Origin of the sequence: Enemella dayhoffiae (genome assembly GCF_002250625.1) — a bacterium.
GTDB classification, from domain to species: domain Bacteria; phylum Actinomycetota; class Actinomycetes; order Propionibacteriales; family Propionibacteriaceae; genus Enemella; species Enemella dayhoffiae.
Map to the genome: position 1 here is coordinate 17,550 of NZ_NMVQ01000011.1, position 13,766 is coordinate 31,315.

Annotated in this window: 9 protein-coding genes; 4 read left to right on the forward strand and 5 right to left on the reverse strand. The window is 68.6% G+C overall.

All coding sequences use genetic code 11. From position 1 onward, the window contains the following. Window positions 1-14: 14 nt before the first annotated feature. From CGZ93_RS07745 to CGZ93_RS07760, 4 genes are all read right to left on the reverse strand, one after another. Window positions 15-719, reverse strand: coding sequence for a type 1 glutamine amidotransferase (locus CGZ93_RS07745; protein ID WP_176451673.1), 705 nt, complete (start codon window positions 717-719; stop codon window positions 15-17). 55 nt (window positions 720-774) lie between these two features. Next, window positions 775-2,892: an MMPL family transporter gene (locus CGZ93_RS07750; protein ID WP_094363574.1), complete on the reverse strand. Its 2,118-nt coding sequence runs from the start codon at window positions 2,890-2,892 to the stop codon at window positions 775-777. A 115-nt stretch (window positions 2,893-3,007) separates the two neighbouring features. Beyond that, window positions 3,008-5,215 (reverse strand): NADP-dependent isocitrate dehydrogenase, encoded by a 2,208-nt coding sequence (locus CGZ93_RS07755; protein WP_094363575.1) that lies wholly within the window; start codon window positions 5,213-5,215, stop codon window positions 3,008-3,010. Window positions 5,216-5,306: 91 nt separating this feature from the next. Continuing rightward, entirely contained in the window at window positions 5,307-6,467 is a 1,161-nt protein-coding gene (locus tag CGZ93_RS07760; protein ID WP_141211132.1) for a hypothetical protein, read from the reverse strand. A gap of 174 nt (window positions 6,468-6,641) precedes the next feature. On the opposite strand from CGZ93_RS07760, the gene CGZ93_RS07765 reads away from it, so the two are divergent. From CGZ93_RS07765 to CGZ93_RS07775, 3 genes are all read left to right on the forward strand, one after another. Continuing rightward, window positions 6,642-7,226 carry an NADPH-dependent FMN reductase gene (locus CGZ93_RS07765; protein WP_094363577.1) on the forward strand — a complete coding sequence of 195 codons (585 nt, stop codon included), beginning with the start codon at window positions 6,642-6,644 and terminating at the stop codon, window positions 7,224-7,226. Window positions 7,227-7,266: 40 nt separating this feature from the next. After that, window positions 7,267-8,601, forward strand: coding sequence for an MFS transporter (locus tag CGZ93_RS07770; RefSeq protein ID WP_094363578.1), 1,335 nt, complete (start codon window positions 7,267-7,269; stop codon window positions 8,599-8,601). A gap of 337 nt (window positions 8,602-8,938) precedes the next feature. After that, a complete protein-coding gene (locus CGZ93_RS07775) occupies window positions 8,939-9,850 on the forward strand; it encodes a type IV toxin-antitoxin system AbiEi family antitoxin domain-containing protein (protein ID WP_094363579.1) in 912 nt (303 codons plus the stop codon). Window positions 9,851-10,068: 218 nt separating this feature from the next. On the opposite strand, the gene CGZ93_RS07780 is transcribed toward CGZ93_RS07775, so the two are convergent. After that, window positions 10,069-11,061 (reverse strand): LLM class F420-dependent oxidoreductase, encoded by a 993-nt coding sequence (locus tag CGZ93_RS07780; RefSeq protein ID WP_094363580.1) that lies wholly within the window; start codon window positions 11,059-11,061, stop codon window positions 10,069-10,071. 78 nt (window positions 11,062-11,139) lie between these two features. Between CGZ93_RS07780 and pepN the strand changes: the two genes are divergently transcribed. Further along, window positions 11,140-13,626, forward strand: coding sequence for an aminopeptidase N (gene pepN, locus CGZ93_RS07785; protein ID WP_094363581.1), 2,487 nt, complete (start codon window positions 11,140-11,142; stop codon window positions 13,624-13,626). The last annotated feature ends 140 nt before the right edge of the window (window positions 13,627-13,766 follow it).

Consider the following 13,766-nt stretch of genomic DNA (forward strand, 5'->3'; position numbering starts at 1 on the left):
CCTCGTGTCACCGCTCAGGTGTTGTCCGCCTCTCCTGGAGAGATGCCCCGGACAACCTCGGCGAAGCCGGTGGCGATCTGCCGGGCGGCTGCGGCCACCTGGTCGTCAACCGCAGCCAACGCTGCTCGGTCCTCGGCGGCGTCACCGCCGTTCAGCTCGGCCCAGCGAGCCACCTGATCGGGGGAGGCCTCGGGGTGAAACTGCACCCCGACCGCAGACCCCAGCCGGAACACCTGGTGCGGATAATGACTCGTCGTGGCCAGCTCGACCGCACCCGGTGGAAGGGTGGTGACCACATCCCGGTGCGACATCGGCACCAGGCAGGACCCCTGCGCGGCAAGAGGACCCAGCATCGGGTCGGCCGGGGCGGCAGCGGTCCAGCGCAGCTCCTGCGGGCCCTCCTCGCGCCCGCCGGAATGGTTGACGACCACCTCGCCCTCCAGCGCATCGGCCAGGATCTGGTGTCCGAGGCAGATGCCGAGGATGGGCGTACCGACCGCGACCGCGTCACGGAGGAGTTCGCGCACAGCGGGCAGCCAAGGGTGCTCGGCATCGGCCCGGCAGTTCATTCGACCACCAAGCACGAGCAGCCCATCCGCCGGGTGGGGCAGCGGGTCGGTCCAGAGGCGGACCAGGTCGACCTGAGCTCCCGCTTCGGCCAGCCAGTTGGCGAAACGACCCAGCGGTACCTCCGGGTCTGGTTGCAGGACGGTTATCACGCACACGAGATGAATGTAGCCGTGGCGGCACGATCGAGCAGCGGCGAGCAGTCACTCACCGCGTCTCAGCCTCGGCAGGTAAATACTCGGCGGGTGCCGACGAGACGGCGGCCGGTTCGTTCTCCTCGCGGGCCAACCGGCCCGGCCACCAGATGCGGTCACCGACCAGCGTGAAGATCGCGGGCACGATCACGGTGCGGACCACCAGGGTGTCGACCAGCACCCCCAGGCCGACGATCAGCCCGAGCTGCCCCAAGGTCACCAGTGGGAGTACACCCAGTGCGGCGAACACGCCCGCGAGGACGATGCCGGCGCTGGTGATCACGCTGCCGGTGTGGGCGATGGCTTCGACCATGCCGGCACGCGTCCCCAGTCTGGTGGCCTCGGTCCTGGCCCGGTGGACCGGGAAGATCGTGTAGTCGATGCCGAGGGCGACCAGGAAGAGGAAGGACAGGATGGGGACCTGCAGGTCGAGCGCCTGCTGGCCGAAGAGTATCCGGCTGAGCCAGGCTCCGGCACCGATCGCCGCGACGGCACTGCCCAGGTTCACGATCAGCAGCAGCACCGGAGCCACCGCCGAGCGCAGCAGGAACACCAGGACCAGGAAGCTCACTGCGAGCACGAGGGGAGCGATCAGGGCGAGATCGGCCTCGTTGCCCGAGCGCGAGTCCAACTCGGTGGCCACAGCCCCGCCCACCTTCGCCTGAGCGCCGTCGATGGGGTGGACCGCCGCCCGCAGGGCGGTGATCTGGTCGAGGCTCTCCGGGGTGCTGGGCGAATACCTGCTGGTGACCATCACCTTGGTCAACGCGCCGTCGGGAGTCTTCCCGGCCGGGTGGGCGCGGACGACTCCGCGGACCGTGCTGGCGGCCTTGACCACCTGATCGGCCGATCGGGTCTCGGTGACGATCCAGATGGGTTGTGCCTCGCCGGGCGGGAAGTGCGCCGACAGCGTCTTCAGTCCGGCCGCAGACTCCGACTGGACCCGGAACTTCTCCAACTGATCCAGGCCGACGGTCGTGCCGAACAGCCCGCCCGCCATCACACCGAGAAGGGCGAGTCCCGCCAGCAGGCTTGCCACCGGACGGCGGGCGACCCGGGAGGCGACCGCGCGCCAGGCGCGACCCTGGGTCCGTTCCGCCCCGGGGCGGGGAATGAACGGCCAGAACGCCCTGCGCCCACACACCGCCAGGAACGGTGGCAGGACGAAAAGCACCGCCGCCAGGGCGATCAGGAGTCCGATCGCCGCCGGGACGCCGAGTCCGCGGGTCATCGGGATGCTGGCGAACAGCAGGGTCATCAGCGCCAGGACCACGGTGAAGTTCGAGGCGACGATGGCGGGTGCGGTCTTGCGCCAGGCGGTGCTGAGTGCAGCGCGGTCGTCGGTGGTGCGCTGCAACTCCTCCCGATAGCGAGAGATGAGGAGCAGCGCGTAGTTCGTCCCGGCACCGAAGACGAGCACGCTGACGATGCCGGCGTCGAACTCCAGGTGCCACTGTGCTCCCGCCGCGGCGGTGACCCGCCCGGCCAGCCCGTCCGCGACGGCGACGACCGTCAGGGGGATCAGCCACAGGATCGGAGACCGGTAGGTGCCGATCAGCAGCACGGCGACGATCAGGATGGTCACCAGGAGCAGCGTGAAATCTGCCCCGTCGAACGCGGCGGCGACATCGGCGCCGAAGGCTGGCCCGCCCGTGACCTGCAGCACCAGGCCCGGGGGGACATTGGCCCCGACCCGCGAGCGGAGCTCCTTGATCACCTCAGCGGTTTCGGTGTTGTCGGCACCGACCGTGATCGGCGTGATCAGCACCGCGGCCTGCTTGTCCTCGCTGACCACCGGCCCCGAGGCGGGCACGGTCTCCTGGTGCTTCAGAATCGGCAGCAGGCCCTTGAGCTGGGCGAGGTCACTGTCGGAGAGAACGCCCCGGTCCGCTCGGCTGGCCACGACCAGGACGGACTGGCGATCCGCGTCGGGGAACTTCGCCAGCAGGGTGCTGACCTGACTGGCCTCCGCGTCGGGCGGCGCCTGTCCCGTTCTCGGGGCGGGATCGGCCCCACGGAACAAGCCGAAGAGCGCGACCAGGAGCAACACCGCCACCCCCAGGGCGATCCACGGGCGGCGGACGATGACCAATCGATCGCGGGCGTGCGAAGACACAGGAGAATCAGCCATGCCCAGAATCTCCCAGAGGGGGCCGCGACAAAGATCAGCCGAAAGGTGGATTATCGCCGCGAACCACTCGCCGGACCAGTTACGCCGACCCGCACCGCCTGGCCGGGCCCTGCGATCAGGGAGCCAGCTGGGCGATGATGTCGTTGAACGTCTTCGACGGGCGCATCACGGCGCTGGCCTTTTCGTCGTCAGGGCGGTAATAACCGCCGATGTCCGCCGGCTCGCCCTGGGCGTCGATCAGCTCCTTGTCGATCGTCTCGGACTGCTCCACCAGCTGCTTCGCGATCGGCTCGAACTTCTTCGCCAGCTCGGGGTTCACGCTCTGCTGGGCCAGTTCCTCGGCCCAATAGCGAGCCAGCCAGAAGTGGCTGCCCCGGTTGTCGATCTGACCGAGCTTGCGGGCCGGGGACTTGTTCTCGTTGAGCAGCGTCTCGGTGGCCTTGTCCAACGCGTCACCGAGCACCTTGGCGCCCGCGTTGTCATAGGTGTCGGCCAGGTGTCGCAGGCTCTCGGCCAGGGCCAGGAACTCACCGAGCGAGTCCCAACGCAGATAGTTCTCAGCCACCAGCTGCTGGACGTGCTTGGGCGCCGAACCGCCGGCACCGGTCTCGAACAGGCCGCCGCCGGCCATCAGCGGTACCACCGAAAGCATCTTGGCCGAGGTGCCCAGCTCCAGGATCGGGAACAGGTCGGTGTTGTAGTCACGCAGCACGTTGCCGGTGACCGAGATGGTGTCCTCGCCCCGCCGGATCCGTTCGATGGAGAACTGGCACGCCTTGGCCGGGGCCATGAACTCGATCTGCAGTCCGTCGGTGTCGTGGTCGGCCAGGTATTTCTTCACCAGTTCGGTGAGCGCGCTGTCATGCGCCCGCTCCGGATCCAGCCAGAACACCGCCGGGGCGCCGGTCGCGCGGGCCCGGGTGACCGCAAGCTTCACCCAGTCACGGATTGCGGCGTCCTTGGTCTGGCAGGCGCGCCAGATGTCACCGGTGGACACCTCGTGCTCCATCAGCACCTCGCCGGCGCTGTTGCGCACCTGGACCAGGCCGTTGTGCGGCACCTCGAAGGTCTTGTCGTGCGAGCCGTATTCCTCGGCCTTCTGCGCCATCAGCCCGACGTTCGGCACCGAGCCCATGGTGGTGGGGTCGTACGCTCCGTTGGCGCGGCAGTCGTCCAGGACCGCCTGATAGACGTCGCCGTAGGAGGAGTCGGGCAGCAGGGCGAGGGTGTCGTACTCCTTGCCGTCGGGTCCCCACATGTGCCCGGAGGTGCGGATCATCGCCGGCATCGAGGCGTCGACGATGATGTCGGAGGGCACGTGCAGGTTGGTGATTCCCTTGTCGGAGTTGACCATTGCAAGCCGCGGGCCGGCGGCCATGATCCGGTCGAAGCACTCGCGGATCTCCGCGCCGTTGGGAAGTTTTTCAAGCCCGGTGAAGATCGCGGCGAGACCGTCATTCGGGCTGAGGCCGGCCTCGGCGAGCTGATCGCCGTAGGTGTTGAACGCCTCATAGAAGTATTCGCGGATCACGTGGCCGAACATGATCGGATCCGACACCTTCATCATGGTGGCCTTCAGGTGCACCGAGAACAACAGGTCCTCGTCCTGGGCGCGACGGATGGCGCGGGCGATGAACTGGTGCAGCGACTGGATGTGCATGAAGGTGCCGTCGATCACCTCACCGGCGATCACCGGCAACTTGTTCTTGAGCACGGTTTCCTTGCCGTGCACGTCGACCAGGTGGATCGACAGGGTGTCGTCGGAGTCCATCACCACGGTCTTCTCGTTGCCGTGGAAGTCGTCGTCGCGCATGTGCGCCACGTTGGTCTTGGAGTCGGAGCTCCACTCACCCATCGAGTGCGGGTGCTTGCGGGCGAAGTTCTTCACCGCCTGGGGTGCGCGCCGATCGGAGTTGCCCTCGCGCAGCACCGGGTTGACCGCCGAGCCCTTGACCGAGTCGTAGCGGGCGCGGACGTCCGCGTCACCCTTCTCCTCGGGATAGTCGGGCAGGTCGAACCCCTTCTCCTGGAGTTCGGCGATGGCCGCCTTCAGCTGGGGGGTGGAGGCGGAGATGTTGGGCAGCTTGATGATGTTCGCCTCGGGGGTCTTGGCGAGCTCGCCCAGCTCGGCCAGCGCGTCGTCCACCTTCTGGTCGGTCGGCAGCCGGTCCGCGAACGCCGCCAGGATCCGCCCGGCCAGGGAGATGTCACGGGTTTCCACCTCGACCCCGGCCGCCGCGGCGAACGCGTCGACGATCGGCTTGAACGAATAGGTGGCCAGCATCGGCGCTTCGTCGGTCAGGGTGTAGATGATCTTGGGCATCGGTGCGGTTCTCCCTCGGCTGCCGGTTACAGGTCTTGTCCATTGCGCAGCGTATCGGATCGGGCTCACCGGGCCCGGGGCGCGGTTCGGTTCAGCGACCTTCGCCGTCGCAACTCTGCCGGGTGCCCACCGCGGTGCCGAATTCGCGACCGCCGAAGATGTTGGCCTTCACGTATTCGTAGTAGTCGCGGTGCCTGGTGGTGGCGTACGGATTGTCCGCGGCGCAACGCGCCACGTAGTAGCCGACCGCATCGGCGAAGCTCTCGGTCGGGGTGCTGCCATAGTGGCTGACCGGGCCGTTGCCCGCCCACACCCCCTGGAAACGGTTCCAGTACGCCGGGGAGGCGTCCCGGTCGGTGTTCAGCGAGTGCGCCATCTCGTGGATGATCAACCGGACCAGCCGCCCGCGGTCACCCTCGGCGTACCCCTGTTTGAACTTGCTGAAGTCAAGGGTGAGCACGTTGGGCCGGGTCAGCCCATAGTCGCCCCAGGCCCAGGACCGGGTGGAGCCGGAGTTGATCTCGAGCCGGCCGCCGTTGCCGGCCTTGACCCGGGCCAGATAGTCGGTGCAGTCGACCGCGTCCAGGGTCTCGGCGAACAGCTTCACCACGGGGCGGTATTCGCTGCTGCGCCACTGCGAGCCGGTCAGCGTCAGTCCCCACCGCTTCTCCGCGCGATCGGTAATGGTGGCCGCACTCATGGCGTCGGTGATCGGCAGGTCGATCGGGCACGGGTTCGGGATCCCGGCCACCCTGGGCACCGGCGGAGCCACGACGGCGGGTGCCGGGGGCGGCGGGACAGCCGCCGGCGGCACGGCAGCCGGCACGGGCGGACGGGTGGCGCCGCGATCGGGGCGGTCGCCGACCGGCTGGTCGTCCGGCGCCGCGGCTTGGGGGGTGGCCAGCGGCAGCGCTGCCGCGCGCTCCTGCACGGCTGGCCGGTCGGCAGGGGTCAGACTGCTCAGCGCGTCCGGGGCGGCGGCCGCCGTGGCGGTCACCACCAGAGCGAGGCTGCCGGCGAGCAGCCCGGTCCGCCACGGGCGTACGCCCGGCCGAGAGGCCGGGATTGCGGCGGCCGCTCGACGCGGGGTGGGGTCGGTCGGCGGTTCGGCGGCGCGGCGCGGGCCGGTTGCGGCTTCGGTCTCCTCCCGCCAGGCGCGCCGTGCGTTGGCCGGGGCGTGTTCGGGGTTGCGGGGTTCGCGGACGGGGGAGTGGGGGGCAGGCCCCGCTGCTCGCCTGGCCGGTGACGTCACCTGATGCTCCTGAGAAAGTGCTGAGAGAACGTGGTCACGATAGAGGCTCGCGCAGGCGTACGCCAACCGAGCGTTCCGCTGTGAGGTGGGGTCACGGTGGTTGCTCGGAATACCGCCTCGGGCCGGCCCTGTTGACCGCTTGTTTGAGCTTTCAATCACGACTGAGGAGTGGACATGAAGATCGGCATCATCATCGGCAGCACCCGCCCCGGCCGCAGCGGCGAGTCGGTCGGTCCCTGGGTCGCCGACCAGGCCGCCGGGCGTACCGGAGCCGACTATGAGTTGGTCGACCTCGCCGACTACAACCTGTCGCTGCTCGCCGAGCCCACCGTCCCGGGGATGGCCAACCGGCAGTACGAGCGGGCGGAGACCCGAGCCTGGAGCCAGAAGATCGACGAGTTCGACGGTTATGTGTTCGTCACCCCCGAGTACAACCACGGCGTCCCCGCGGCGCTGAAGAACGCGGTCGACGTGCTCGGCCCGGAGTGGGGCGACAAGGCGCTCGGCCTGGTCGGCTACGGCGCAGACGGCGGCGTACGCGCCATTGAGCAGTGGCGCGTGATCGCCGCCAACCTGCGGCTGATCGCGGTACGCAACCAGGTGTCGCTGTCGCTGTTCACCGAGTTCGGCCCGGACGGTTTCGAGCCGGCCGATCGTCGTGCCGGTGAGCTGTCCGGCGTGCTCGACCAGGTCGAGGAACTCGCCGGTGCCCTGCACCAGCTGCGCGCTGCGCGCGAATCGGTGGGCGCCGCGCGGTAGGTTGACCGCACCATTGTGCAGGTTGCCCTAGGAGCGCGGCATGACGATCGATTCTGGCCAGACCACCCTGACCCGGGCCGAACGGCTGGATCGGCTGCCGTTCACCCGGGCGCACGGCAAGCTGCTCACCGGATCCGGGATCGGGTGGGCGCTGGATGCGATGGACGTCGGGCTGATCTCCTTCGTGATGGCCGCCCTCGCCAAGGAGTGGAAGCTCGACCCGACCACCCTCGGTTGGATCGGCTCGATCGGTTTCGTCGGGATGGCCCTCGGTGCCACCCTGGGCGGGCTCTTGGCCGACCGGCTCGGCCGTCGCCAGGTGTTCGCGCTGACCCTGCTGGTGTACGGGGTGGCGACGGGCGCCTCGGCGCTGGCCGGGTCGGTGGCGGTGCTGATGGCGCTGCGTTTCCTGGTCGGGCTGGGGCTGGGCGCCGAGCTGCCGGTCGCCTCGACCCTGGTCAGTGAATATGCTCCGCGGCACATCCGCGGTCGGATCGTGGTGGCGCTGGAGGCGTTCTGGGCTGTCGGCTGGATCCTCGCCGCACTGATCGGTTATCTGCTCATCCCCAACGTGGCGAACGGTTGGCGGTGGGCGTTGGCGGTCGGCCTGGTGCCCACGTTGTACGCCGCAGTGGTCCGCTTCGGGCTGCCGGAATCCGTTCGGTACCTGGAAAAGCGGGGCCGTGATCAGGAGGCCGAGCGGGCTGTTCGGACGTTCGAGTCGGCCGCCGGGGTGGCCGCGGTGCCGTCCCCGGATGTCGCTCCGCAGCCGGTGGCGAGCCCGCTGTCCATCTGGTCGGCGGGGCTGCGCGGGCGTACCGCAGCCCTGTGGATCGTCTGGTTCTGCATCAACCTGTCCTACTACGGAGCGTTCATCTGGCTGCCGACGTTGCTGGTGAATCAGGGCTTCGGTCTCGTGAAATCCTTCGAGTACACGCTGATCATCACCCTCGCCCAGCTGCCCGGCTATGCGGCCGCTGCATTCCTGATCGAGCGCTGGGGGCGCCGGCCCACGCTGGCCACCTTCCTGATCGGCTCAGCGGTGGCCGCTGGCCTGTTCGGACTCGCCCACACCCCGGCCACGCTGATCGCCGCCGGGTGTGCGCTGTCGTTCTTCAACCTCGGCGCCTGGGGGGCGTTGTACGCCGTCGGCCCGGAGCTCTATCCGACCGGGGTGCGCGCCTCGGCCACCGGCGCCGCCGCCGGCTTCGGCCGGATCGCCTCGATCATCGCCCCGATGCTGGTGCCGGTGCTGATCAAGGCCGCCGGCGGCTCCAACTGGCTCGTCTTCGCCACCTTCGCTGCCGCCTTCGCCATCGGCGCCGTCGCCGCCCTCACCATGCCCGAGCAACGGGACCGCGCCCTCACCGAGTGACCGTGTCCCTGCGCTGACCCGGTGCTCGCTGACCCGGTGCTCGCTGACCCGGTGCTCGCTGACCCGGGCCCCGGGCATCGCGGAATTTGATCGGGCATCCGAATATTCCATCGGGCGGGGCAAATCGACATCGGGCGGCCGAAATTGTCAGGCAATTTCGGCTGCCCGATGACCAATTGCCCCGCCCGATGAACCGATCGGATGCCCGATCACTTTCGGGCGGACGCCCCGGCGTGCACTGGGAGGCCCCCCGCAGATGGTTGGCCTCCAAATTTTGGCTGTGGATAACTGGCAACGGACAACACCATGGCCCGCCCGGACTTGCTGGACTGGTCTCATGCTGATCAGAACCCGCGAGTTGCTCGCCGAAGGGGTACGCCATCACGAGATCCGCGCGCAGGTGCGATCCGGCCAACTGATCCGCGTCCGGCATGGCGTCTATCGGCGGATCGAAGCGCTGGCGGGTGGTGATGCGGATGGCATCGAACAGCATCTGGCGAAGGTGGCTGCCACGATGCCCGGCTTCGGGGATGGCGCAGTGCTGAGTCATCAGTCGGCTGCTCTGATGCACGGACTCCCGCTACCCCCTCGTCTGATCGGTGCGGTGCACGTCACCAGGCCAGGACACAGCGGGCGGGTCAGCGGCAGCGTGCACCTGCACCGGGCCCAGCTGCCGCAGGAGGAGGTCGTGGTCGGGGAACACGGTCCGATGACTTCGCTGGCCCAGACCGCGGTGGATCTGGCCCGGGTGCTACCACCGGTCCATGCCGTGGCGTTGCTCGATCACGCCCTGCGGCTTGGTGCCGGTCAGGAACTGCTGTTGGAGTTGACCGACTCTCGGCGCAACGCGGGCAATGTGCAGGCCCGCCGGCTGATCCGGTTCGCTGATGGACTCAGCGAGTCCGTGGGTGAGTCACACTCCCGGTGGCTGATGCACGAGCTGGGACTTCCGGCGCCGATCCTGCAGCACAAGATCCTCACGCCGAAGGGGGAGTTCGTCGCGCGATCCGACTTCTGGTGGCCGGAGTGCAACGTGGTCGGCGAGTTCGACGGAAAGGTGAAATATGGCAGGGATCTCAAGCCTGGCCAGACCATCGCCGACGTCGTGCTCCTCGAGAAGCAGCGGGAGGAAGCGATCCGGCGCCAAGGACCGTGGGTGATTCGGTGGATCTGGAAAGACCTGGATGACCGCAAGGGGTTCGCCGAGTTCCTTTCCCGCGCCCTTCGCCTGGGCAAGCGAGCAGCCTGAAGGCGTCCCCCATGGGCTGACTGACAGTGCCAGGAATTTGATCGGGCATCCGAATCTCTCATCGGGCGGGGCAAATCGACACCGGGCGGGCAAAATTGTCAGGCAATTTCGGCCGCCCGATGACCAATTGCCCCGCCCGATGAACCGATCGGATGCCCGATCATTTTCAGAGCGACGCCCAGCACCGCCTCCGGTGGTGCTGGTGGGCGGGGAGGGGGTCAGTCCTGGAGGGCCGGGATGACTTCCTTGGCGAACAGGTCCATCCCCGAGGGGTCGTAGGCCGCCTCGGGGAAGTAGGTGATGGCGTACGTCATGCCCTTGGACTTCATCGCGCGCAGGTTCTCCACGATCTGCTCGGGGGTGCCGACACCCGGCATGCCGTCGAAGGCGCGGAGCTGGCCGGCGAGCTGCTCCTCGCTCAGGTGGCCCTTGACCCGGTCGACGTAGGCGGCGCGGCGCTCGGCGACCTCCTTCTCGTCGCGGCCGATCAGCACGTTGTAGTTCGAGGAGCGGGTGATCCGGTCGAAGTCGGTGCCGACGGACCTGCAGTGTTCGGCCAGCAACTCCGACTTGCGGACGAAGCCCTCCGGCGTACCGTCGAAGTTGGTGTAGTCGGCGTATTTCGCGGCGATCTTCAGGGTCACCTTCTCACCGCCACCGGCGATCCACAGCGGGATCCTGGGCTCCTGCACCGGTCGCGGCTGCACGATCGCCCCGTCCACCTGGTAGTGCTCCCCGTCCAACGTGGCAGTGCCGGTTTCCCAAGCCTGCTTGAAGATCTGTACGCCCTCGTCGAGCATCTTCAGGCGTACGCCGGCCCGCGGGAAGCCGTAGCCGTAGGCGCGCCACTCGTGCTCGTACCAGCCGCCGCCGATTCCCATCTCGATCCGGCCGCCGCTGATGTGGTCGCAGGTCGCGGCCATCTTCGCCAGATAGGCGGGGTTCCGGTATGCCATGCAGGTGCACATCTGGCCCAGGCGTACCCGATCGGTCACCGCGCCGAAGCCGGCCATCAGCGTCCACGCCTCGTGGGTCGCCTCCTCGCTCGGGGTCGGGGTGGTGTGGAAGTGGTCATAGACCCAGATGCTCTCCCACCCCTGCTCGGCATCTGCCCGTTGGGCCAGGGACTTCATCACCGACCAGTGCTGGGCCGGCTCGATGCCGACCAGGTCGAAGCGCCACCCCTGCGGAATGAATACACCGAATCTCATGACACCACCCTATGAAACGACGATCGGCTCGCTCGCCCCACCCCGGTCACCCGGGCGAGGCGGGTATAGCGTGCGAGCATGCCGGCACTCACCCACGCCGAGGCCCTCGCCCGGGCCGCGCTGCTCACCGTGCAGCGCAGTGCGGTTGAACTGGATCTGACCGACCCCCTGTCTCCCACGTTCCACAGCACCACGCGGATCGAGTTCGGCTGTGCCGAACCGGGCGCCGACACGTTCGTCGAGTTCGCCCCCGCAAGGCTTCTCTCGGCCACCCTCAACGGTCACCCGCTGCCGGTGGAATCCCTGTCCGAGTACCGATTGCCGCTGCCCGGACTGGCCCCGCAGAACACCCTCGAAGTGGTCGGCGAGATGGCGTACAGCAACGACGGCGAGGGCCTGCACCGCCACCTCGACCCGGCCGATGATGAGGCGTACCTCTATGCGATGAGCTTCCTGGATGCCGGTCCGCGCTGGTTCGCCAGCTTCGACCAGCCCGACCTGAAGTGCCCCTACACGATGCGCGTGCGCACCCCCGAGGGCTGGACGGCCCTCGGCAACGGTCGCTTCGCCGAGACAGAGCCCGGTCACTGGCAGATGCGACAGACGCCCCCACTGGCGTCCTATTTCGTCACCCTGGTCGCCGGACCGTACGCCTCGGTGCGGGCCGAGCACGACGGGATCGCCCTGGGTCTGCACGCGCGCCGCTCCCTTGCCGAGGCGCTGGAGCGGGAGTCGGCGGACATCCTCCGGGTGACCTGCCGGGCGTTCGACGCCTATCACGAGCTTTTCCAACGACGGTACGCCTTTGGCGACTATCACCAGGTGTTCGTACCCGACTTCAACGCCGGCGCGATGGAGAATCCGGGTTGCGTCACCCTGCGCGATCAGTACCTGTTCCGCGGCTCCGTGACGGCTGCCGAACGGGCTCACAGGGCCGGCACGATCGTGCACGAGCTGGCCCATCAGTGGTTCGGCGACCTGGTCACCATGAGCTGGTGGGACGACCTGTGGCTGAACGAGTCCTTCGCGGAGTTGATGGCGCACTGGGTGTGCAGCGACTTCACCGACTATCCGCTGTGGGTCGAGTTCGGCATCCAGCGCAAGGACTGGGGGGCGATCGCCGACCAGGGGCCGGCCACCCACCCGGTGGCCGGAAACGGGGCGTACGACACCCAGCAGGCGCTCGCGCAGTTCGACGGAATCTCGTACGCCAAAGGTGCGGGGGTGCTGAAGCAGCTCCTGGTCAGCATGACGCCCGAGGTGTTTCTCACCGGCCTGCGCAGCTATTTCGCGGAATTTGAACACCGCAACGCAACCCTGGGTGACCTGATGGCCGCCTGGTCGGGCGCCGGCGCGGCGGAGCTGGCCGACTGGTCCGCGGCCTGGCTGGCGACCAGTGGCATGGACACCCTGGCCGTGGACGCCGACGGCGATCCCGAGACGTGGCAGCTCCGCCGTCGGCCGGGGGCGCCGCTCGAGCGGCGGCACGTCATCGAGGTGGTCAGCCTGGCGAGCGACGCTTCGGAGCGCGGGCGGTCGGAGATCCAGGTGGGGGACCGGCCGGCGCGGCCCACCTTGCCCGCGGGCTTCTGGGTGCCCGATGCGGGGGATTCCACCTGGGCGCGGATCCGCCCCTCGGCTCCGGTCGAACAGTGGCCGCCGCTGGCCCGGATCGCCGACTCGTCGGTCCGGGTGGTGCTGTGGAACAGCATCCGCGACCAGGTGCGCAATGCCGAACTGGATCCTGCGGTGGCGCTGCGGGTGGTCTGCGAGCAGCTGCTGGACGAGCCGGACGAGGTGGTGGTGACGGCTGTGCTGACCTGGGCGCACGGCGTCCTGGCCGGACCCTATGCGGCCCCGGCCGACCGCCCCGGCCGGTTGCGCCGCCTGGCCGTGCTGGGCCATCAGCTGTTGGAGGCCGCCGAGCACGGTTCGGATCGTCAGCTGGCCGCCTGGCGGGGGTTGCTGCGCTGCACCGACGACGTGGAACTGTTGGAGGGTTGGCTTTCCGGTGTGAGCCTGCCACTCGGCCAGGAGCTGGACGCCGAACTGAGGTGGTCCGCGGTCTGGCGCCTGGCAACGCTGGCGGTCGGGCCGGCGGCACTCGGTCGGGCTCGGGAGGCGGTGGGGGAGGCATACGCCCTGGACCGCTCGGCGTCCGGTCGGGTGCACCGGGCGCGGGCCCTGGCGAGCCTGGCCGACCTGAGCTCCAAGGAGGAGGCGTTCCGGCTGCTGATGCACCCCTCCGAGCTCAGCGCCTATGAGTTGTACGCCGTGGCCGAAGGCTTCTTCGCGCCAGAACAGGCCCAGTTGACCGAGCCGTTCGTGCGCCGGTTCTTCACCGGCATCAACTCGACCGCGGCGTTCCGGCGCGGCTGGTCGCTGTCGCGACTCGCCCTGCAGGCGTTCCCGGCCTCGGCCACCACGCGGGAAACCCTCGACCTGGCCGAAGGGACACTGGCCTCCGCCGATCTCGACCCACGGCTGCGCCGTCCCCTGATGGAGGCCACCGATCAGTTGCGGCGAGCTGTCACGTCGCTGGAACGGTTCGCCCCGGTGGGCTGACCCTGCGGGCGTGAGTTCGACGTGAAGCCGTAGCGACAGAAGTCCTTGTTTTGTGAAGAATTTCACATGTGACGGACCGTTCTGTTACCCCGAGGTCACAAATGGGTTGCGCTTTGGGGAGCCTCTTGTCACTGCCTCTG

Coding starts and splice junctions, on each gene's coding strand:
- CGZ93_RS07780 (WP_094363580.1), bottom strand. CDS start 11,061: ATGAGATTCGGTGTATTCATTCCGCAGGGGTGGCGCTTCGACCTGGTC.
- CGZ93_RS07775 (WP_094363579.1), top strand. CDS start 8,939: ATGCTGATCAGAACCCGCGAGTTGCTCGCCGAAGGGGTACGCCATCAC.
- CGZ93_RS07765 (WP_094363577.1), top strand. CDS start 6,642: ATGAAGATCGGCATCATCATCGGCAGCACCCGCCCCGGCCGCAGCGGC.
- CGZ93_RS07770 (WP_094363578.1), top strand. CDS start 7,267: ATGACGATCGATTCTGGCCAGACCACCCTGACCCGGGCCGAACGGCTG.
- pepN (WP_094363581.1), top strand. CDS start 11,140: ATGCCGGCACTCACCCACGCCGAGGCCCTCGCCCGGGCCGCGCTGCTC.
- CGZ93_RS07755 (WP_094363575.1), bottom strand. CDS start 5,215: ATGCCCAAGATCATCTACACCCTGACCGACGAAGCGCCGATGCTGGCC.
- CGZ93_RS07750 (WP_094363574.1), bottom strand. CDS start 2,892: ATGGCTGATTCTCCTGTGTCTTCGCACGCCCGCGATCGATTGGTCATC.